The sequence below is a fragment of the Butyrivibrio proteoclasticus genome (assembly GCF_900115735.1).
GTDB lineage: Bacteria > Bacillota > Clostridia > Lachnospirales > Lachnospiraceae > Butyrivibrio > Butyrivibrio proteoclasticus_B.
Map to the genome: position 1 here is coordinate 204016 of NZ_FOXO01000001.1, position 23298 is coordinate 227313.

Sequence of the window (23298 nt, forward strand, 5' to 3'; positions counted from 1 at the left end):
TACTATGAGAAAGCTTGTAACGATATTGAATAATAGAAGTTATTTTTTTTTGGCTGTAATGCTGATTATTATTAATATAGTCATTTTTAATATGACTGTCAGCAATCCTGATTATGAAAAATTAAGATTTGAGACTATAGTTACGTCGGATAATAGTTTTTGGTTTCAAGTTTACTATGAAGACGAATTGGATTTTACTGAAGATTGCTCTGTTGCACAGAATGTAAATGCTGGTGATAGTGCAATTTATTTTGAAATTCCTATAGAGATGGATATTAATAATCTTCGGTTGGACTTAGGATACGGCAATAATACTATTATTATTCATGATATGAGCATAGTAATAGGTGCAGAAAATTTTGATTTAGAGCTTGATAGGGTAGTGAGTCAAGAAATACAGAATGATTTAATCGTAAAACTTGATGATCCAGATGGTTTAGTTATTTGTACTAATGGCGATGATCCATACATTGGCATTGATATTTCCAGTTATGATTCGATTGAAAGATACTTTGCGATAATCAGAATAAGAACTATTGTATGCGCTATAATGTACTGTTTAATAGTAGATTTATTTGCCATATTGGCTGTGATACTCGTGTCAAATAAATCAATTCAAGATGAAATAAAAAGGCAAAAGCTGTACCCAGAGCAGAGGATATTAGTTCTTATTGTTTTTTTTATTTGCCTAAGTGGTGGGATAATGTTATCCACTAAATATTGTCCTGATGAGTATGCGCGCTTCATTTTGACAGATTATATTTTTAGAACAGGAACACTTCCAATAGGGTATGAACAAGAGGTTATGATTCCTGGCTGGGGTTTTTCATATGCATTAAGACCATATTTGACATCGCTAATAGGCGCTGCTTTTATGAGGATTGCTTCTGTTATAACAGAAAATAGTAATGTACTTGTAACTATGTCCCGTATGCCAAGTGTTATAGCAACAGCATTCACTTGCTATTTTTGCCTGAAAACTGGAAATGAGATCTTTGAAAGGAGAATTGCATCGTTTTCTTTTGCAGTAATTACATGTTTTGTTCCACAAGTGATGTTTTGCGGAATGTATCTGAATAATGATTCCATATCCCTAACAGCGGTGGCTATGGGGGTATACTTTTTAGTAAGAGGATATAAGTTAAATTGGAATTTAGGAAGCTGCATTGGTTTAGCAGCGGCTTTTGCACTTTGCTTATTGTCATACTATACAGTGTGCTTATGGGGGGCTTTTGCATGTGGATTTTGTATTATTTCATGTTTAGTAGACAAAACAATTGATAATAAAGTTATATTTATTTTTAAGAGAGCTGTTTTTATAGCTATAATAACTATTTGTTTTTCGGGCTTCTTTTTTGTTAGAAATGCATTATTGCATAATGGGGATTTTCTTGGAATTGCGTCTGAGGAATTATCACGTCAAGAATTGATTGAACAAGGTCAGACATTGGTACAGTATAATCCAGGAGCTGCGAATAGTAATTCAATCATTGATATGTTATTGCAGAATCATGCTGGGTGGATAGTAGGAACGATAAGAAGCCTAATAGCCTGTTTTGGGTACTTGAATATTCCAATTCCGGATTTGCAATATGGAGAGTACTATGCGTTGATTGTTTTTGTAACAATAATATTTGCTGTAATTATGTTTTTTAAAAAGCAAAATGAGTTGATATATCTGATTTTTGCGAATTTGACATTATCAAGTATTGTTGTATTTATATTGTCAGTAATACAATCTTACTACCGTGATTATCAATCACAGGGGAGATATGTTATTATAGTTGTTTTACTAGTCGGATTTATTTTTGGAATTGTGGCAGATAATCTCTCAATAGTAACGTTCAGCGATAGTGACATAGTATCTTTCAAAAATCGTTTGATGAAGAATATAGTGGCAGCAACAATAATTTTTTTATGGATTTTGCAGTTTATACGAATTTGGTTTGAATCTATGACAAAAATGATTATTTAAAGTCATGAATCTCATGGGAACAGAATTTTTTTGATTATACAAACTATCGTCTTCTTTTAGCAAGAGTGCTAAAGGAATTTACACAATTTGAGGAAGTTAATCGTTTTTTAGAGGAATGATTCCAGGTGTATGGGTAATAGCAGTTCTGTATTCCGTGGAAGACATAAAAGAATTGCCGGATAGAGCCATTAGCCTTTGCGGAAAATGACTTCCGCTAGTATTTGATTGTATTACAAGTATAAGTGTCAAGCTGTTACATATGATATCAGTATTGTGGGATAGTAGCATTATTTAGTTTTGTTGGTATTATACGGGTAGCATAGTGGTATTAACAGGAGCTTTGTTGCTGGTTGGGTGAGTACAACATGTATAATCTGCTTTGTATGCGGAGTTTAACTGGTGTGTCTTTGGATTATGGGAGTATATTGGGAAAATTTATGGAGGTCTAGCATAGACCTATATATATATTCTCTGATAGAGTAGGAGATAATAGTGAGTTAAAGCAAAATATGTATTCCAAAGGATTGATAAACAATAGGAGTATTAAAAATGATTTGTTATGAGTCTAAAAGAAGAATAAAATTTGCTTGTGCAGCAATTTGCATTAGCGTTGTATTTGCATACATTATTATTATCATCTCAGGGAATGTATTCAGCTGTAAAAGAATGACAATATCTCCGAATGAAATTTCAGGTACACATGATATTGAATGGATAGGAGATAAGAAATCGTTCATAACACTATCTGATGACTCTTATATGTGGGTCGATTTTGACACACCTATTGATATAAGACGATTAGTAATTAATTTTGATAATCATATAAAAAACGATTGGGTATTACAGGTTTATTATGATATAGACAACACTGGTATGAATGAGGATAACTCTATTATAAAAAGGGTGTCTGAAAAAGATGACAGGGTCGTGTTAAATATTAATTTAAGTAGAATAACATCTCTTAGAATTGATTGGGGCACGGAGGCGGGTAATAATTTTACACTAGTAAATTTTGATGCAAATGTATTTGATATAAAGGCTGATATTACGTTATTTTTATTTGCTTTTGTGATGTTTTTATTAATAAATATAATTAATTTATGGTTTGATTTAGGGGTGGGAGATAGTTTTAGGCATGCCATTTTAAGGGAAATACTAAAAAATGCTGTAGCAACTGTTCTTTTTTGGGGGATATATTTTTTAAAAGAATTGAGAATCAATAATAAGTATAATATGGTTTTGGGCATCATGCTACTGTGCTTGTCAATTGTAAATATTGTTGATTACTGGATTTTTAATTTGAGAAATAATACATGTCAGAAGGTTCATTCGCTAGAACAGTTAGAATCTATTTTGGGCAAAATGAAAATAATTGTTATCTCAATTATCTTTTTTTTACTTGCATTTTATGATACTAGTTTATCTTTTATTTGGGATACTTGTAATAACTTATTGCCTGTATTTTTGGCGTTGGGGCTTTTTCTATTTTCAATTGAATTTAGGATGATAAAAAATCGTGCAGTGGCAGTCATTCTTTTGATTATGCAGATAGCTATGGTGATTGATTTTTGGGTTCATGGGGAGGGAATGATTTATTGCACATGCGCATTTTATCTATTTGCTGCTTTAGCTTATGAAGTGAATGAAAAGAAAATTGGTATTATTTTTTGGGGGATTTCTGTATTTTCTGTATTGTTCACGTATATTATGGCAGCTACGAATATTTATTCATATGTTATACGTGTTGGAGACGAGGCTTTGAAAAGAGCATTAGGGTATTCCGATCCTAATGTAACATCTATTCACTTTTTTACTATTATAATGCTAGCTATATATATAATTAACAGTAAAAAGAGAATAGGACTTGTTGAAAATCTTATAATATCATTGATTGGGATTGGCGTAATTAATTTTACAGGCGGACGAACAAGTATAATAGGGGTATATTACATACTTGCTATAACTTTGGCATTTTTGGTATATAGTTTTGCACCTATTAAGATTAAATTCGTATTTGAAAAATTTAGAATTTTGTCATTTATTTATGTTCAAGGTGTGCTTGCGTTCAGTTTTTTTGGAAGTGTATTTTACTCTTGGATATATGATAAAAATTGGAATAGCATTCCTATGAAAATTCTTGGACTGTTATTTAATACAAGGACTTTGGGCTTAAGATTTGAAAAGACAAATTATGCAATTCATAATTATCGCTTAAGTCTATGGGGGCAAGATATACCTGTTATCATAGATGGTAAAGATGCATTTATTGAGAATTATTATATTAATTCTCTTTTTAATGATGGTCTTCTATTGCTACTAGGCTTTTTTTTATTAGCTAGCATTATGAATTATAGACTATGGAAGAAAAAGCAATATTTTTGTATGCTCATACTGTCTTCTATTTCAATTGTTACCATATCTGAAAGTATTGCCATTAACCCAATCAATAATCCATTGACGTTTTTGGCTTTCTCAAAAATTGATGAAGATGAAAATCCGTCATTTGCAAGAAAATCTGACTATTTTAATCCAATTGTTATAACGTTGTTTTCATTTTTATGGATACTGGCATTGCCAACAATTATTGCTTTTTTTAAAACAGCTTTTGAGGTATTCTCACTGAATAATAAGAGTGCTGTTCTGATTATAGCAATTTCAATTGGAGTTGGATTTTCGATATCAAAACTTTTTTATGGCATTTTGAATGAAATTATATTACATAAGAATATACGAAAAAGAAATGTACTTAAGCTGATTGGTGCGACCTGTGTAGTTATATGTTCAGTAATGTTGGGAACCACTATTATTAAAGAAGAAAATAAGAAAAATGAAAGTGATTTTAACATGGAGATTCCTATACTAGAACAAATAGTAGATAACACTACTGGTAGTATTTATTCTGATAAAATGCCATTGTTTTACAATAGTATGGTTAAAAATATTAGATTGTCCTATCTTCATGCTAATGAATTGGCATATAAGAATAACATTACAGTACTTACTAATGTAGGTGATAATAGATTGGATTATTTTTCGAATGGTTTTCTCTATATGCCAATTTCTGAGTCAAGTGCTATATACACAAATGATGCTGAAGTAATTAATTATTTGGAGAATAATGGATATCACCTGTACGGTTTTCATAATTTTGCTAATAAAGTAGATATGCAATATATAGCATCTGTGAATGGCCTGAATATGACCAACAAAGGTGGAGTTAGTCTGGCGGCTAAGAACGAAACGTTAGAAAAGGGACCATACTTAAACTTAGATTCTGGTAAATACACAGTTTCCTATGAATTACACGTAGATGGATTATCTTCTGACAATAACGCTGAACTAGCTATAGTGTCTGTAAGTAATTCGTGGGGGCAAAATGTTCTAGGTCAGAAAGTCATAACATCAGATATGTTTGATCAAAATGGCGATTGTACATGTGAGATTCAGATAAACGGGAGTGGTTCTGGATATGAGTTTAAAGCGGCTCCTCTTTCCGATACTATAATTGAAGTGGAATCAATTACATATCGAAAGACACCTGATTTTGACACACATATTAAGGTTGATGATAGCTGGAGAAAAATTCATGAGGAATATTATGGATTAGATGGACAACAGTTCGAACAACCTGATGGCTACTTTGGTATTAACTTTGAATATGATGAGGCAGGAAATATTTCTTCAAAGACATTCTTGAATTCAGAGATGGAGCCGGTCATTATTTCTAAAGGGTATTCATGTGTGAAAATGGAATATAATGACAATAAAAAAGTTGTTAGAGAGGAATATTGTGATGTTGAAGGCAAGCCAATATTGCTTGAAAATGGATGTGCTGCAGTTGAATACGAATATGATGAGGCTGGAAAATGTATTGCAGAGTGTTACTATGATGTTGATGGAAATCCTGCTCTATACAATAACCTATACTATTGTGTAAAGCGCATTTACAATGAAAAAAATCAAATCATTCATGAGGAATTTTTTGGTACCGATGATGAACCTATAGCACTTGCTAGTGGAGCATATGGCTATAATAAGGAATATGATGATAAAGGTAATCTCATTACAATTGCATTTCTGGATGCAGATGGTGAGTTAACAACTAACGTCTGGGGGTATGCTATTGTAAGGCGAATATTCAACGACTTAAATCAGATTATCAGAGAGGATTATTATGATGAAAATGATTCGCCTGTGATTTTTGCAGAAGGTTGGTCTTCTGTAGAATATGAATATGATAGTGCAGGTAATAATACAATTGAAAGGTATTATGATGTTAATAATAATCCGGTTCTTTACGGGGGGCAGTTCTGGTATGTAAGTCTTACTTACAATGAAAAAAAACAGCTTATTCAAAAAGAGTTTTATGGTCTCGATGGAAAGCTAACTATTCGTTCAGAGGGGTACAGCAGTATTGACTTTATTTATGATGAGGCAGGAAATATTATAAAGAAGATATATAATGATATTGATGGTTCTGTTGTAAGGGAAGAATAAAAATATGCTTATTGTATGATTGGTAAATTAGAGGAGAATAGATTTTTATGAGCTATGATTATAGGGATGAAGTTGAGATTGATCTGATAGACCTTTTGCACTATCTTCTCTTAAAATGGAGGGTGGCTTTTGCATTTATGCTTATAGGCATGCTTGCCATGGGAATATATGGATACTATAAGAAGGTGCCGGTGGTAATTAATGATAAGGGAGAACTTGTTACACCCATAGATGAGAGTAGCCTTGCAGTGCTTGGAAAAAAACTAACCACTAATGAAAAGTTAGAAGCTGTCAATGCAGTTGAGACTTATCTTGGATATGAGAAAAATTATGAAAGCAGATCCAGCCTTAAAGAGAAATCAATAGTATTTCAATATGACGCATATCATGTACCTAACTATGTATATACATATAAAATTAGTGATTTTAATGATGACAATGTGCCTAATGAATCGACTGTCACAAATGTCGATAATATAGTAAACCTTTATAAAAATGCTATTTATGATTCATCAGTTATAAAAGAAATAAAGAGTGCAAATGGGTGGGAATATGATGATGGATTTGTCATGGAAATCTACGGATGTAACAAGACTGGCCTTGATATTATGACGGTGTGGGCGAATGCTCCATCTAAAAAAGAGTGCGAGGCTATAATCAAGATACTTGATAAAAAAATCAATGAAGTGGTGACGTTTGTTCAGAACCAGTATGAGCACAACATTTCTAAAGTGCAGTCAACGTACTATGAGTCATATAATGTGGGAACTTTGGATCAACAAAAAGCTTATAATGATACGCTTATAGGAATAGAGAAGAGTATGCAGCAGGTATCGAGTGCTATGAATGCTGATCAAAAGGCATATTATGCAGCGCTTTTGAAAACTGTTAAGGAGGAAAGCCAAAATGCTGAAGAAGCGGATCCTCTTGCAATAGCAAAGAGAGAGACTGCAGAGGAGGCTTCGCTTACTACTGACGCAACAACAGAGGGAGCATCTGCTTCAGTGTCTGAAAAAGCTGAGGAAAGCGAACAGAATGTGGTGATGGTCCCCTCAAATTCTCTTAATGTTAAAATGATACTTATCGGTGCTTTGGCAGGTCTTTTTCTGATACTATGCGTTTATGGAATACTTTATGTCATGTCTCCCAAGATTAAATCTAGGAGGGATATTACGGATATGTTCAAACTTTCGGTATTTGGCGTTGTCAGAGATGAGAATAGATATAACAAATTCTTTAGTGGAGTTGATAGGTTTATTGATGCACTATTTGAAGTGCATGATGGAAATCTTTCTGCAGCAGATGCGATGGATATAACTATTTCATCCATTGAATTGGGGATTAAGAGGAATGGTTATAAGAGCCTTTACATAACCAGTGTTGGAAACTTTAAAAGAACAGAAGAATTTAAGAAGAACCTAAAGATAGGACTCGAGGAGAAGTCTGGCATTGAAGGCATTGAGTATAGTACGGGACCTTCACCTTTATTTGATGCTGAATCTCTTGAGAAGCTTTATAATTCAAATGCAGTGGTATTGGTCGAAGAAGCTGGTAAGTCAAGGTACGACGGTATTGCAAAGATGCTTGAAATATGTGATAAGTTTGGAATTATAGTTTTAGGAACAGTTGTTTTAGAATGATTGTGGGAACGGATGCTTTTGTTTGTAATGAGAAGAAAATGATGTATAATAATATGTCTTTAATAAAAAAACGAACATTATAAATGGGTGTTTACGAGTGAGTTTTCTACTAATGAATTAGTATAGAAGCTAAAGGAATGTAGCATTACATTAAAAATAAAATAAGATTTAAGGATATCTAGATAGTGGGAAAGGCTAAAGATTACACTATTGATGGGTAGGGAGAGTTGTACAAAGTGAAAAATAAAATAGAGAATAGCACACCTATTCGAATTGCTTATATTATTGGTAAGATGTGGGCTGGTGGAGTAGAAGCTGTTGTATTTAATTATTATAGAGCAATTGATCATAACAAGTTTCAGTTTGATTTTTATTACGATGCTGATTCCACAGTAGAGCCGCCTCAAGAGTTGATTGATATGGGAGCAAGATTTATTAAGCTTCCACCGTATCAACAATTAAATGAGTATATAAAACAGCTTAGAGTTTTTTTGCGAACAGAAAAATATACAATAGTTCATTCTCATCTTAACACGTTGTCAGTATTTCCTTTGTATGCAGCTTGGAGAGAACATGTGCCTATAAGAATTGCGCACAATCATAGTGTTCCAGGTGGAAATGAATTTAAAAGGAATGCTGCCAAGCAGCTGTTGCGCTGTTTTGCAAAATTATTTTCTACGCATTATTTCGCCTGCTCAGAAAAGGCTGGGCGTTGGATGTTCGGTGATAAAGATTTTGACGCGGGGAGAGTGTATGTTCTTAAAAATGCGGTGGAATTTGAGAAATTTAGAGTATCTGATGCGGAAGTTGGGCAGCTGAGGAAAGACCTAAAGGTGGATGGAAAGTTTGTAGTAGGTCACATAGGAAGATTTACATATGCTAAAAATCATCAGTTTTTACTTGATGTATTTAGAGAAGTTCTAAATAGAAGAAACGATGCGGTGCTTTTATTGGTTGGTGATGGAGAGCTTCATGAAGAGATAGAAGAAGGAATAATAAGAAGAGGGTTAGAAAAACATGTTGTTATGGTGGGGAAAGTCACTAATCCTGAGAAATATTATCGTGTGAACGATGTATTGATTATTCCATCAGTTTTTGAGGGCTTGTCTATGACAACGATAGAAAGTCAAGTTTCGGGGGTTCCGGTTGTAATCTCAAAGGCAATACCGCGAGAAGCGGTAATTAGTAATGGATGTAGATATATGGACATGGATACATCTCCTGATAAGTGGGCTGAAGTTGCTATCGCCGTAGCTGATATGGATGTACAACTAACTAAGAGTGCGGATAATTATAATATAAAAACACAAGTTCCAAAACTTGAAACTTGGTATTTAAATGCCATAAGAATGCAATATCAATCAAACATATGAAGAATGGATGTTTAGTATAGGCAAGGATGAGTTAATGAAGCAGCGGTTAGCTATAAGGAATTTAAAATCCACAGAATACTCTGCGGAGGAGGATTTTGTATGCGATAGAACTAGTGATCATTTCGCTAATTATTCAGAGACTGTTCAGGAGGATAAAATAGTACGGGAGTTAGTGTCTGTGATAATGCCTGTGCATGATACGGAAGGCGACTTATTAAAAAAGGCTGTTCGTAGTGTACAGAGACAAACATATCACAATATTGAGTTTATTATAGTGGATGATGGTTCTGAGTGGGATTGCGCAAAATTGTGTGATGAGATTGCAGATGCGCGAACAAAAGTTTTGCATATAAATAATTCTGGAGTCTCAGTAGCAAGAAACAGAGGTATTGATGAATGCAATGGAGAATATATCATATTTATTGATAGTGATGACACAATGGCTGAAAATGCAATTGCTGAGATGGTAGAAAACGTTAAAGGAATTGATTTTGTAGCATGTGGATGCAGACACATTAAGAACACCTGCACACAATTTTATGCAGTGATGAAAGGGTATGAAATACGTGATCAAGTTGGATGTATAGATTATCTTTGTTACATGACTCCCAAATTTGCATGTATTGAAACAAATGCAGTTTGGGGAAAGCTATATAGAAAAGATATAATTGGTAACCAACGTTTTGATGCAGATATGATAATTGCAGAAGATTTTAAATTTAACTTTGACTATATCATGAAATGTAGTCGAGGGAAGTACTTAGATTTTAATGCCTACAATTATTATGAACATGAAGGTAGTATTTCTAGAAACTTTAAACCACAGATGATGAAGACAATTGAAAAGCTGGAAGAATTGATAGATGTAAATAAAAACTCAAGCATATACGAACCGTTGATATCAAGGTGTGTCAATATTGCTTTTACAATATTGATGATGTTACCTAGTTATTTATCAAAAGACCAAAAGAAAATAGAATTATTTATTGATAGAAATAAATGTCAAGTACTAAAAAATCCGAAAACTAAATCGAAAGTAAAGATGGCTATTTTGACAAGTCTTTTAGGATATGGTTTTACAAGGAAAATATTTAAGTTGTTTAGTTGAGGAATGTGATAGATGGTAGCAGCTGAATGGAGCAATGCAACATTTATTTTTTATATTTTTATTATATTTTTTTGTGTGTTATTAACAAGGACATTTGGTACAAGATGTTTTTCTGTCCAAGTAGTGGGAGCGAGCAGACATATTCCTATAGGATTATCTTGTGTAGCAATATTGCTGATAACAATTAAGGGCATAAGTTTGACAGGAACGGATGTCAAGATTGGTGCAGGGTATTGGCTAGATTTCATGAGTGCCGATACATTTCATGGCTTTCGCGATTATGCTATTGAGCCACTTTATATATTGTTGAATGTAGTAGTAAAAAATACATTTAATTCTTACTGCGTTTTTTTGATGCTGGTAGCTGTCATAACAGTAATTCCACCTGTTTATTTGATATGGAAATATAGGGATAAGGCTAATGTTTCGCAGGCAGTGTTTGTTTATCTTTGCCTGTTTTATTTTAATAGTTTTTCTGCAATTAGACAGTATATGGCTGTATCCATTTCTTTTTTTGTATTTGATGCACTTTATGAAAAGAAAAACATTAAAAGCTTGTTGCTAATTTTTGCCGCGGCATTTATGCATAGGAGTGTATTGATTTTAGTGATACCTTATATATATATGACATTCAATAAAATCAAAAAAAGACATTTGATTATGGGAATTGTTGTTATGCTTGTTTCTTCTGCTCTCCTTAGAAATGATGTGTATGCTAAATTTGCGGCATCTGAACGTTATTATGTATATAAAGCAACAGAAAGTATTAGTTTTGGACTTGAACAATTTGTGTATTATATTCCATTGTTCATTCTTTATCATTATGGTAAAGCTAAAAAACAAGATAATAATTTTGATAGATTAAGTTTTGCTTATCTTTGTATGGGATTTTTATTTGGGCTGATGGGATATGTTATAACAATTTTCGGAAGAATGCAAGCAATAATGTTGCCGCTAATTATTATTGCTCCGTATTATTTTCGCAGTTCGTATAAATGGGTGAAAGATAGCAAAATGTTGTTTGATATGGCATTGTATGTATATTGCTCTGCCAGATTTTATATATGGATTTCGCAGTACTACCTTGGTGAAACATTAATGCCATATACAACAATATGGGGATTATCAATTTGAAAATAATCAAATCTGGTGAAGCAGGCATTTTTAAAGAAAAAACTTAAAAATATATTATATTAAAAAGCGGACTAATTTTACATATAATAAACGAGGACAATATATGAGATTAAGACTAACCAATTTCGCCAAAATTAGTGATGCCGAAATAAATATTGATGGTATAGCCATAATTGTTGGCCCTAATAATTCAGGGAAAAGTACAGTTGGTAAGGCTATCGATGCTGTATTTGCATCTGTTACTGATATCAAAGGGAAAATGAGAACCAGTAAGTTGAATATGATGCTAAATGGAATGGCTAAAGTGTTGGATTCTACTGGATTGGAAGAATTACCTTTTGGCGGATTTGATATTACAGGGTATACGTATGGATTTTTGCGACAGTTAACAGATAAGATGACTAAAGATGAAATAAAGGGCGTTTTGTATCAAAAAATAGATACGATTTGCAATGAGTATTTTTTTGAGATGGTATCTGAGAGCGATGCTTATCTTACAAAGAAAAATCAGATTATCGATGATTTGGCAAATACGATAAAAAGTGTAATGGATGTATCTGATGATGTGTATGAAAGGCGAATAATAACAAATAATTTTGACAGTATGTTTAATGGTAACATTAATAATATTGCTAATAATCAGCCAGCAAATTTGACTATTTATATAAAGGATAAAGAGATACGATGTGAATTTCAGAATAATATTTGTAATGATTTCAAATCTGAAGTGGTTTTGAAAAACAAGGCTTTCTATATTGATAACCCATTTGTTATAGACAGGTTAAACACAGAAGATAGCAACTTTGTTGGTATGGGAGGACAGCCTTCGTACGAAAACAGATTGTATAGTAGAATGTTGGATGATGCGGTTGATGATTCAGATAAAGCTCTCAGAGAAATTCTGGCAGATAAGAAGACTAATGACATAATTAGTGTGTTAAATAAAGTCATACCTGGAAAAATTCTGCGCAGACAAAAATATGAGTATGAAGTACCTGAAAAAGGCTTTTTGGATATACGTTCTTTATCTACTGGTCTAAAATCTTTTGCTATTATAAAAAGATTGATAGATACAGGAATTATGAATGATAAGGATGTAGTAATATTAGATGAACCGGAAATACACTTGCATCCTGAGTGGCAGAAAGTTTATGCAGAATTAGTCGTTCTTCTTCAGAAATGCTTTGATTTTCATATCATAGTTACTACACATAGCTCGAAGTTTTTGCGTTCTCTAGAATTCTATTCAAGAAAGCATGCTATAGCTAATAGATGCAATTACTATATTTCTAACATAGATCCGAATGGGGATGTTTCATTCAGCGACACAACGGCTAATCTAAATGAAATATATAAGCATATGGTTAAACCGAGTATGGATCTTGATTTGGAAGAAGAAGAGTGGGAAAGTTGGAGTATGAATGGATAACCAGAAGGATGTATTAGAAGTCTTTGAAAAATTTGCGGGAAAGTATGATAATTGTCCTTTACTTGGTGATTTAAGTACGCTGTCTTTGGACGATAATAACGGTGTCCTAGTATATCATAAGCAAGGAGAGTTTAAAGCAATTTCATTAGATACCTTAGCGCAATATCCATATAGGATTGCAAGATGGCCTGAGTCAAATAAAAAATCTGACTCTATAGCATCTACAGATGCGATGCTTGTTGATAAAAATAAAGATTGGATATTTATTGAGTTCAAAAATCAGTCGGTAAGAAACACTAAAGATAGTGTTAATGAAAAAGCTTATCAAGTATGGCACATGATTATGGATATACTTGATGAAATGAAAAGTAATATTCCGCTATATACTGATAATCCGTTGTTGTTTGCAAAGGAGCATATTACTTACATTTTGGTTTTTAATCCGGAAAAGGATTTTTTATCGAAGGAGAGAGTTGAAGAGGCTGAATTAGCTGGATTACATTACAAAACTGATTTTATGTTGAAAATTGAAAAGTATCTATACAAAGAAGCATTTGTTGCAACGGAATCGGAATTAAGGAAAATTCTCAAAGAAAGATTGGAGTAGTTTTAGAGATTTTGTTCTTTTACAATATACCAATAATATATATTGGACTATTTTGGAGAGTAGAGAAGTTATATGAATTATGAATCAATTAGAAATACAATTATGAAAAACGAAGCAGCTTTTTGTGTTGCTCGTTTCTTTTTTACACCTATTAGGATTATTAAAGAGTATATTTGTAGACGAAGAATGGCTAATGAACTTATAGGTAAGTATAGGAGAGTAAGGAGAGAGGATTTTAAGGTGTTTTATTTCGGGATTCCCGAACATAATAATTTGGGTGATATAGCTCAGACATATTGTACTAGAATGTGGGTTAATGATAATTATCCAAATCGCATTTTAATAGAAGCAAAAACAAGAGTAACTTTTGATAGCAAATTTATTACTTTTATGGAGAACATAATAAGTAATGATGATTTAATTTTGTTTCAAAGTGGGTATTGCACAAGACACAATAACCCGGATCATCTCATGCACTTGCATATTGCTAAGAAATTTTCGCATAACGCTCTTATTGTCCTGCCTCAAACAGTGAAATTGGATGATAATAAGGATGTGGAATGCACTAAGAAGATATTTGAGAATTGTTCAAGACTAAGGTTTATCACTAGAGATAATATATCGTATAAAAAAGCGTTGAGTTTTATTGATGAGTCTAGACTTGCATGCTTTCCTGATATTGTAACATCACTGATAGGACGTATAAGAGTTGAGGGAGAACGCAAGGGAGTGCTTCTTTGCGTAAGAGATGATGATGAAAAGTATTACAGTAGAGAGCAACTTGATAATCTAAAAGGAAAGCTTGGTTTTGCATTTGAGAGAGTAGATGAAACTGATACTAATAGTTTACATAGTGCAGAAAAGGTATTTAAAAATCTTGAACAAGAAATCAATGACAAAATTACACAATTTGCTCAATACAAATGCATCATAACTGATAGATATCATGGGACAATTTTTTCACTGATTTCAAACACACCAGTTATAGTCATAAAAACAAACGATCACAAGGTTACGTCTGCGATTGAGTGGTTTAAGGGATTATATGATAGTAAGGCTGTTCGTTTTGCCTCAAGTTTGGATGAAGCGTATGAAATGGCGAAGGAAATACAAGACGAGAATATTAGAATTATGAATGACAGTGTGTTATATGAGAGATTTTATAAAATGGCTTTAAAAGATTTGATAGATAGTATTTAGAAAGGTGTTTGTTGTTAAACGCAGCAAACGTGGAAAAAATGTTTAATAAAATAAAAGTAAAATATAGCGTAATGCCAAGAGAGATTAAGGCTTCTTTTTGGTTTTTGATATGTGCTTTTCTTCAGCGAGGTATATCTTTTATTACAACTCCTATATTTACAAGGCTGATGACAACATCAGAATATGGAGAATTTAGCGTATTCTATTCATGGTTTGGTATTATTTCAATTATAACCACGTTCAACCTTTTTTTTGGCGTATATGTTCGTGGTTTGGTGATATATGAGGAAGATAAGAACAGGTTTACATCTTCAATGCAAGGGTTAATGTTTACTCTTGTGATTGTATGGACTTGTTTTTACTTGCTTTTTCATAGATATTTTAATAATCTACTTCATTTAACAACTTTTCAGATGCTTTGCATGCTGATAATAATATGGACTAATGGTGTTTTTAGTTTTTGGGCTGCAGAACAGAGAGTGGATTTAGAGTATAGGCGATTGGCGATAGTATCAATAATTACATCGATATTGTTGCCTGTCGTTCAGATGGTACTTATGTTCACATTTGATGATAAGGTAAATGCAAGAATAATAGGGATGGTTTTGGTAAACGTAGCATTTTACCCTTTGTTATTTGCTAAACACATGATACGTGGACATTGTTTTTTTTCTTTGGAAATATGGAAATATGCATTAACTTTTAACATTCCGCTTATTCCGCATTATTTATCTCAAACTGTTCTTAATAGCGCAGATAGAATAATGATTGAGCGAATGATCGGGACTAGTCAGGCTGGTATATATAGTTTGGCATATTCTATATCTCAAATTATGACAGTGTTTAATTCTGCTATGATGCAAACAATTGAGCCATGGCTTTACAAAAAAATTAAGAATAATGAAGCTTCTTCAATAAAGAAGGTTGCATATCCTGCATTTGCGGTAATTGCTATAGTGAATTTAGCACTAATTGCATTAGCTCCAGAATTAGTTGCTTTTTTTGCTCCAGGTGAATATGCTGAAGCAATATGGGTAATTCCGCCAGTAGCAATGAGTGTCTATTTTTCATTTTTGTATACATTCTTCGCTGTCTTTGAATTTTACTATGAAAAAACTCAATACATAACTATTGCAACTTTGATAGGGGCAATATTAAATATTATTCTGAACTTTATATTTTTAAAGATATATGGATATTATGCGGCGGGCTATACTACTTTGGTATGTTTTATATTCTATGCAGTTTTTCATTATTTATTTATGCGAATACTAATAAATAAAAACTTAGAAAATGAAAAAGTATATGATGTTAGAATTATCTTGCTAATGTCGTTTGTTTTTATAATAGCAGGTTTTGCACTGCTATTCACTTATGAATTACCACTTGTCAGATATGTTTCAGTTTTAGCATTTATTGGTACTATATTGGTGAGACATAAAATGATTATTAGACATGTAAAAGCAATACTATCTGAAAGAAAAGGATGAGATATATGGATATTAATTACACAAGTGAAAGAAATACACAAATTCTGATTTCCTTGCTGAAAAAACATAATATTAGAAATATAATAATAAGCCCAGGAAGTACAAATATATGTTTTACAGCTAGTGTACAACATGATTCATATTTTAATCTTTATTCTTCAGTAGATGAAAGATCTGCTGCATATATGGCATGTGGACTGGCAGCAGAAACTAAAGAGCCAGTTGTAATCAACTGTACTGGAGCTACTGCGTCTAGGAACTATATGCCTGGACTAACAGAAGCCTTTTATAGAAATCTTCCGGTTTTGGCGATAACTTCAACGCAACCAAGGGAGCGTGTGGGGCAAAATATACCACAAGTATTAGATCGATCATCGAAACCTAACGATATTCTAAAATCAAGCTTCTATATTGAGACAATTTTCAATGAAGAAAAGGAATGGGCAGCTATCAATCTAATAAATCATGCCTTAATTGATCTCAGAAAAAACGGCGGAGGACCAGTTCATATTGATTTGGAAACAACGTATTCACCAGATTTCAGTGTGAAAGAATTACCAGATGTTCCTATGGTGGAGTTTTATTCTAATACAGAGAACATTCCAGATATAAAACAGGATAAAGTAGCCGTATTTGTAGGGGCCCATTTGAAATGGGAACAAAAGCAGATAGAATTACTCGAAAAATTCTGCGAATTATACAACGGAGTGGTTTTATGTGATCATACTAGCAATTATTGGGGGAAATATCGTGTTCTTCCTAACTTGATGTCTATTCAAAGGACGAATAGATCTGCATGCTTAAAAATTGATTTCCTTATACATATTGGGGAAATGTCAGGTGCCTATATGCAAATTGAACCCAATATTGTATGGAGAGTTAGTCCTGATGGACGCCATAAGGATACATTTAAGCATTTAAGAGTGCTTGTTCAAAGTGATGAGGAAGCATTTTTTGAGGAAATGATTAGAAGAGGGAAATCAGTCCAGCTTACTACGTATTATCAGGAATGGAAAAAGGAATGTGAAGTTATAGAGAAACAGCTTCCAGAGTTACCATTTTCCAACGCATGGATAGCAAGTCAATCATCGTTGATGATTCCTAAGGGATCTGCTGTACATTTTGGCATTCTTAATTCACTAAGAACGTGGAATTATTTTCAGCTAAATGAAGGAGTACTCGGTTTCTGTAATACTGGAGGATTTGGCATAGACGGATGTGTCTCATCGATGATAGGTGCTTCTTTGGCGGATAAAAACAAGCTATATTTTGGCATTGTAGGGGATTTAGCTTTCTTTTATGATTTAAATGCTATTGGAAATAGGGATATAGGGGCAAATATCAGACTGATTGTGGTTAATAATGGAAAAGGTAACGAATTCAGAAATTATGGAAATTGGTGCGCACCAATAGGTGAATATGCAGATGAATTCATTTGTGCTGCACGGCACTTTGGGAACAAATCTAGCAATCTTCTTAAGCATTATGCAGAGGATTTAGGTTTTGATTATTTTTGTGCATCAAATAAAGATGAATTCAAAGAAGTGAAAGATAAATTCTTTAGTGCTGATAAAAAAGATAAACCAATTCTTCTTGAGGTATTTACCACTACAGAAGATGAAAGTAGAGCACTTGAACTAATTATCAATGCATGTGGTGGAGTGGCTTCTTCGGCAAAAGATATGGCAAAAAGTGTTCTTGGTGAAAGCGGTGTTCATGTGCTAAAAAGAATATTGGGTAGAGATTGAAGGATAAATATGGGAATCAAATCAAAAGTTCAAAATACATTACGCCTACTAAGAACAAAAGAAATAATCTCTGTACCAAGTCCGGTCAAGGAGGAGGAATTACTAAAAGGGAAAACAGCATTGATTTCAGGTGGGAGCGGAGGCATCGGCTATGCTATAGCTGAAGAACTACTCAGGCTAGGATGCTTTGTGGTTATTGCAGGAACAAGCGAAGATAAACTTGCTAGGATTTGTAATGGAAAGGGCTTAAATAATCTGAGATATATTGTTCTAAATATGAAAGAAATTCAGCTGTTTTCAGAAAAGGTTAGGGAAGTTTGTGAGATGTCCCCAAATGATGGAATAGATATTTTGGTTAATTGCGCTGGAATCAACAATTCAAAAACATTTTTAGAAGTTGATGAGTGTACTTTTGACGACATTTTGGATATTAATTTAAAAGGTACTTATTTTCTTTCTCAATCAGTTGCCAAAATTATGATAAGTAAGAAAATAAAGGGACATATATTAAACCTGTCATCAGCTTCAGCGTTAAGGCCAGCTTCTCAACCATATGCTATTTCAAAATGGGCTATAACAGGAATGACAAAAGGATTGGCAGATGAACTTATTAAATATGGCATCATTGTTAATGCACTTGCGCCTGGTCCAACCGCAACTCCTATGCTTGGCAAAGATTCTGATGGTGATATTAGTCATTCTAGCAGTCCAATTGGAAGGTACGCGTTACCGCAAGAAGTTGCGAGACTTGCTGGTTTTATGGTTAGCGGATATGGTGATTTGATAGTAGGCGATACATATTATATTTCTGGTGGATCTGGGACGATTAGTCTACATAAATAATAGTATTACTAAAATACTTTTTGAGGTATATATGGATATAAAAGGTAAAAAGAAGCTTGAATATATTGGCTTATTGGTTGTACTAACTCTGATATGTGCTGGCGGTGCTCTAATTCCAAGGGCAATAGAAAATGATGGCTTTTTTCTCCTGGCAGATGATTTTAATGCTCAGCAAATTCCTTTTACAGTTGCTCTGCACAAGCAAATACAAAATTATGGAATTAATTCATGGATGTGGAACCTTGATTTGGGTACATCTACAATACATGGAATGAGTTTCTATGAATTAGGAAGTCCTTTTTTTTGGCTATCGATGCTTTTTCCTGCAAATAGTTTTCCATATGTTGTGACTTTTATTTGGGTGTTGAAGTATATTACAGCGAGTATAACATCATTTGCTTATATTGTTAGATATCTTAATGATAAAAAGTGGGCAATAATAGGTGCGCTTCTGTATGCATTTTCTGGTTTTCAGAGTATAAATATTGAATTTTATCATTTTCATGACGTAGTAGCTTTTTTTCCATTGTTATTATTGGGCATAGACTTACTTATGGAAAATAAATCTAGGTATAGATTTATTTTCCCACTTGCAGTTTTTATTAATTGTGTTTGCAACTATTATTTCTTTGTCATAGAAGTTATTTTTATGATTTTTTATTTTGTTATAAAGTCTCCAAAATATGGTTTGACTCTTAGTAAAATTGCCTATCCATTAATCGGGGGGGTACTAGGAGTTGGAATGGCTGCAATGCTATTTCTGCCCAATATTATTTATATAATGAGCAATCCTAGAAATAGTTTGGGCATTTATTTGGAGAATATAGTTTGGAATTCAAGAGATTTTTTGTTCCTTATTAAGAATTTTATATTTCCAGCTGAAGCTCAAAATAATATTTCTATATTAAATCAATATAATTGGAAATCGATGTCTTTGTACATTCCTATGTTTGGATTAATTCCTGTTTTTGTATATTTAAAAAAAGATTTTCACTCATGGTTGGGGAAAATGATTGTTGTACTATTACTTATAAGTTTTTCGCCAATTGCCTCCTCGGTATTTCTATTATTTAGAGAGGGGAACTTTAGGTGGTGGTTTGGATTAGTACTGTTAATGTCGCTGGCTACTGCTACTGTATTGGATAGTGACAATTCTATTGAGCTTAGATTTGTTAGTGTTTTATATGGCTTAAGTGCGCTATTATATACAGTAATAATATGTAATGTTTCTTGGTCTAAAGAATCAGATGAGAGTATTATTTTTGATTATAACAAATTGTTTTTTTTATGTATGATAACTATATTTGGTGCAGTAATTATTTTTATAGCATCATACATGAAAAATAATTATATTCTATTGTTAATTATGACATCATTGTTTTGCCTGTTTACAACAAGTTTTTCTATAAAGGATTATTGTGTAAAAAATGCTGATGACTATGAGATAAATTATATAAATAAGTACAGTATTGCGACAAATATAAAAACGCCAAACGAACAATATAGATTTATAGCATCTGATAATCTCATCACGCTTCCAGGAGAGGCAAATGGTACGAGTTCATTTTCTTCTACTGTGGAGGCATCAATAGTTGAACTTGATAGATTGTTTGGGTATACGCAATCGTCAAATACAAGAATGATAAAATCTACAATAGAAGGATTATCAGAACTATTAGGTGGAAAGTATTATTTATCAAGGGATGAAGGAGAAACAAATCTTGGAGAATACTCATCAGGTGATATGACATTATATCTACATGAAGTTGAAGCATGCCCAATAGGATTTGCTGTTAATAGTGTTGTGTTAGAAGAGGATATTCAGAGTTTGCCTATTGAAAATAGAGCAAAAGTTTTAATGTCGGCGGTGATTGTTAATGACAGTAATTCATTCTTATGCGAAGAATATGACATTGTTGCACAAGAAAATATCAATACAATTGATCTAAAAACGCTTATTGAAAAGACAAAAGAAAAACAAGTCAGTCAATTTTTTAGAGACAAAAATGGTTTTTCTTGTACAACAAATTTTCTAGATAATAGTTTAGTTTGTTTTAGTGTTCCATTTGAGCAAGGATGGAAGGCAGAGGTTGATGGGAATGAAACAAATATCATTAATTCTGCAGGAATGATGGTGATAGAGGTTCCTTCAGGTAATCATTTTGTTGAATTTACATATAGTACACCAGGATTTACATTGGGAATAATCGTTAGTATTATGTGTTTAATTTTGTATTGTATATATTGCTTTACTTCCTTGTTTTTAAAAGAGAATGATAATAAATGAAATAATCATACATGTAGGATGTGTTTGAGGGAGGCTCTATTTTGACAAAAAACATATACTTTAATCATGTTATACGACAACTTTTAAAATGTTTTGATGTTATTTTTCTTGCCATATGTATGATTATTGTGTATGTAACACTTTATCAAAATGTTGTTAGAGTTCCTTTTATCATAATCACGTTACTAGTTATCATATATACTCTTTATACACAAGAAAAATGGACTTTTCGCTGGTTATCTTTTTTACTTTTTTTCCATGGTTGGTAATGAGTGTATAACAATATACGACAGATATTTTTCAATTCAACTATTTCAAATAATATTAGTGTTGGTATCAGTATATGTTTTAAGAGATGGGAAGAACAATAAATATATGGACGGCTTTAATGTTAAAGTACTTTGTGGGGATGTTGTTATTGCTATCATATTCTTTGGGCTCCCAATAATTAGAACATTTGAAAAAGGCAATATAGTATTTGGTTTTTCACTTTTTGTTTTGGCTTTGTATTGGAATGAGTTTGTATCAAGGGCATCTGAAAAATGGGCTAAGCGTAAATTTTGTGAATCAAATGCATTACAAAACGGAAATCTAAGACGAGATAGATTGATTGTTTGTATGATGTTAGGCATTGCCCTTTTTTTAGTGTTATGCTTTCTGTAGTGTATTATTCAGGAATTATTACCAGAGACTGTGCTTCAATTTATAAGGCTGCTCAACATATTACTGATAGCATATATTGAGTATGCCAAGAAAGAATATTTATGATAAATAAGGGTTGTTAAATCATGTACACGAGCTTATAGCAAATACAATACAACTGAGGAAAGTATATGAAGCTTTGTAATAATAATATTTCGAAGACTGTGCTGTATTGGAGCACACTGATTGTTTGTCGCTTGTTTTTGCACTTTTCTTTAGAGATACCAGTGCTGTATAACGATAGTAAAAGCTATATAGATTACAGCCTTTCTAGATGTTTAAGGGGGCCACTATATCCGGTTTTCATTGATTTTTTTCAATACATATTTGACGAAAAGTACTATTTAGGTGTTATTTTTTTTCAGATTGTAATAGGTTTTGTGGCTGTAGTTGTTTTGAGGAAGACTATTGAAGAAGCGCTAAATGCTATCTTTATGAAATCAAAAGTAAACAGCGATATTAGTTACATTTTAGCATTTATATATGGAACTTCACCAGTAGTGGTTAACTGGGACTTGGTAATTCTTTCTGAATCGCTTGCTCTATCAATTACATGTTTTTTTATTTTCTTTTCTGTTCGATATATTGTTCAAGAAAATGAAAAAGATGGTTTGCTTGCAGTCATATTCAGTTTGACTGGATTTTTTACAAAGACGGCATTGTTTTTATATACTATAGATTTTTTGATGCTACTTGTTCTTATGAAAATGTCAGGAAGGAAGAATTTAGCAAAAGTGTCAGCTTTTACTGCTACGATCTTGGTTATATATATTGCAGTAATATACTGGGTCAGAGTTCAAACAGGAATATGGGGCTTTTCTACGCTTCAAGTTTATCATCCTGCATATAAAGCTATAGATTCGGGTCTTTATATGAATTATTACGATGCTGAAATAGTGAATAGTATATCATCTGTCTTAGAGACTGACACAAGTGTGTTTAAAGCTACAGATAAAGTACTTGAGTTGGTAGGGGGATATCGTGAGCTAAAAGAGTTTGCAGATTATTGCATTAATTCTAATCGAATAGCATTTTTGAAATATAATTTTGGATTGATGCTGGATGCTGGAAGGTCTAGCTTTGCGGTTTTTGCTCATCCCAAAGGGATAAGGGCATATTTTAATATTATCAATGGAGGCTTTACAAAATAAAATTTATCATTTTGTATTTGCTTATTTATGTTAGTGATGTCTATATATAAGTGGATAAAAGATAGAGAAGTACCATTATTGACTATGGGTTTGGCTGGTGGGATGTTATCAATA

At 32.7% G+C, this 23298-nt stretch carries 15 protein-coding genes; all 15 read left to right on the top strand.

The genetic code is table 11. The features are described from left to right. Nucleotides 1-4 precede the first annotated feature (4 nt). A complete protein-coding gene (locus BM146_RS00845) occupies nucleotides 5-1975 on the top strand; it encodes a hypothetical protein (RefSeq protein ID WP_074882949.1) in 1971 nt (656 codons plus the stop codon). 549 nt (nucleotides 1976-2524) lie between these two features. Further along, nucleotides 2525-6472 carry an MraY family glycosyltransferase gene (locus tag BM146_RS00850; protein ID WP_074882951.1) on the top strand — a complete coding sequence of 1316 codons (3948 nt, stop codon included), beginning with the start codon at nucleotides 2525-2527 and terminating at the stop codon, nucleotides 6470-6472. 47 nt (nucleotides 6473-6519) lie between these two features. Next, nucleotides 6520-8112, top strand: a complete 1593-nt coding sequence (locus tag BM146_RS00855; RefSeq protein WP_074882954.1) for a YveK family protein — start codon at nucleotides 6520-6522, stop codon at nucleotides 8110-8112. A gap of 236 nt (nucleotides 8113-8348) precedes the next feature. Beyond that, entirely contained in the window at nucleotides 8349-9485 is a 1137-nt protein-coding gene (locus BM146_RS00860) for a glycosyltransferase (RefSeq protein ID WP_083413338.1), read from the top strand. A 34-nt stretch (nucleotides 9486-9519) separates the two neighbouring features. Continuing rightward, nucleotides 9520-10593: a glycosyltransferase family 2 protein gene (locus BM146_RS00865; protein ID WP_177201549.1), complete on the top strand. Its 1074-nt coding sequence runs from the start codon at nucleotides 9520-9522 to the stop codon at nucleotides 10591-10593. 12 nt (nucleotides 10594-10605) lie between these two features. Then, nucleotides 10606-11727: an EpsG family protein gene (locus tag BM146_RS00870; protein WP_074882957.1), complete on the top strand. Its 1122-nt coding sequence runs from the start codon at nucleotides 10606-10608 to the stop codon at nucleotides 11725-11727. A gap of 103 nt (nucleotides 11728-11830) precedes the next feature. Then, nucleotides 11831-13156, top strand: coding sequence for an ATP-binding protein (locus BM146_RS00875; protein WP_074882959.1), 1326 nt, complete (start codon nucleotides 11831-11833; stop codon nucleotides 13154-13156). Then, a complete protein-coding gene (locus BM146_RS00880; protein ID WP_074882961.1) occupies nucleotides 13149-13763 on the top strand; it encodes a hypothetical protein in 615 nt (204 codons plus the stop codon). The genes BM146_RS00875 and BM146_RS00880 overlap by 8 nt, the downstream gene beginning before the upstream one ends. 72 nt (nucleotides 13764-13835) lie before the next feature. Continuing rightward, nucleotides 13836-14963: a polysaccharide pyruvyl transferase family protein gene (locus BM146_RS00885; protein ID WP_074882963.1), complete on the top strand. Its 1128-nt coding sequence runs from the start codon at nucleotides 13836-13838 to the stop codon at nucleotides 14961-14963. Nucleotides 14964-15034: 71 nt separating this feature from the next. After that, nucleotides 15035-16453: a lipopolysaccharide biosynthesis protein gene (locus BM146_RS00890; protein ID WP_242949314.1), complete on the top strand. Its 1419-nt coding sequence runs from the start codon at nucleotides 15035-15037 to the stop codon at nucleotides 16451-16453. A gap of 5 nt (nucleotides 16454-16458) precedes the next feature. Then, a complete protein-coding gene (locus BM146_RS00895; RefSeq protein WP_074882967.1) occupies nucleotides 16459-18201 on the top strand; it encodes a thiamine pyrophosphate-binding protein in 1743 nt (580 codons plus the stop codon). A gap of 9 nt (nucleotides 18202-18210) precedes the next feature. Continuing rightward, on the top strand, nucleotides 18211-19044 hold the full coding sequence (locus tag BM146_RS00900; protein WP_074882969.1) for an SDR family NAD(P)-dependent oxidoreductase: 834 nt from the start codon (nucleotides 18211-18213) through the stop codon (nucleotides 19042-19044). A 31-nt stretch (nucleotides 19045-19075) separates the two neighbouring features. Further along, nucleotides 19076-21331: a YfhO family protein gene (locus BM146_RS00905; RefSeq protein ID WP_074882971.1), complete on the top strand. Its 2256-nt coding sequence runs from the start codon at nucleotides 19076-19078 to the stop codon at nucleotides 21329-21331. Between the two features lie 258 nt (nucleotides 21332-21589). Beyond that, complete coding sequence (locus tag BM146_RS00910) at nucleotides 21590-21994, top strand: hypothetical protein (protein ID WP_177201550.1); 405 nt, start codon at nucleotides 21590-21592, stop codon at nucleotides 21992-21994. Nucleotides 21995-22164: 170 nt separating this feature from the next. Then, on the top strand, nucleotides 22165-23184 hold the full coding sequence (locus BM146_RS00915) for a glycosyltransferase family 39 protein (protein ID WP_083413339.1): 1020 nt from the start codon (nucleotides 22165-22167) through the stop codon (nucleotides 23182-23184). The last annotated feature ends 114 nt before the right edge of the window (nucleotides 23185-23298 follow it).

Coding starts and splice junctions, on each gene's coding strand:
- BM146_RS00850 (WP_074882951.1), top strand. CDS start 2,525: ATGATTTGTTATGAGTCTAAAAGAAGAATAAAATTTGCTTGTGCAGCA.
- BM146_RS00875 (WP_074882959.1), top strand. CDS start 11,831: ATGAGATTAAGACTAACCAATTTCGCCAAAATTAGTGATGCCGAAATA.
- BM146_RS00865 (WP_177201549.1), top strand. CDS start 9,520: ATGAAGCAGCGGTTAGCTATAAGGAATTTAAAATCCACAGAATACTCT.
- BM146_RS00870 (WP_074882957.1), top strand. CDS start 10,606: ATGGTAGCAGCTGAATGGAGCAATGCAACATTTATTTTTTATATTTTT.
- BM146_RS00890 (WP_242949314.1), top strand. CDS start 15,035: ATGCCAAGAGAGATTAAGGCTTCTTTTTGGTTTTTGATATGTGCTTTT.
- BM146_RS00910 (WP_177201550.1), top strand. CDS start 21,590: ATGGTTGGTAATGAGTGTATAACAATATACGACAGATATTTTTCAATT.
- BM146_RS00900 (WP_074882969.1), top strand. CDS start 18,211: ATGGGAATCAAATCAAAAGTTCAAAATACATTACGCCTACTAAGAACA.
- BM146_RS00885 (WP_074882963.1), top strand. CDS start 13,836: ATGAATTATGAATCAATTAGAAATACAATTATGAAAAACGAAGCAGCT.
- BM146_RS00855 (WP_074882954.1), top strand. CDS start 6,520: ATGAGCTATGATTATAGGGATGAAGTTGAGATTGATCTGATAGACCTT.
- BM146_RS00880 (WP_074882961.1), top strand. CDS start 13,149: ATGGATAACCAGAAGGATGTATTAGAAGTCTTTGAAAAATTTGCGGGA.
- BM146_RS00895 (WP_074882967.1), top strand. CDS start 16,459: ATGGATATTAATTACACAAGTGAAAGAAATACACAAATTCTGATTTCC.
- BM146_RS00905 (WP_074882971.1), top strand. CDS start 19,076: ATGGATATAAAAGGTAAAAAGAAGCTTGAATATATTGGCTTATTGGTT.
- BM146_RS00915 (WP_083413339.1), top strand. CDS start 22,165: ATGAAGCTTTGTAATAATAATATTTCGAAGACTGTGCTGTATTGGAGC.
- BM146_RS00845 (WP_074882949.1), top strand. CDS start 5: ATGAGAAAGCTTGTAACGATATTGAATAATAGAAGTTATTTTTTTTTG.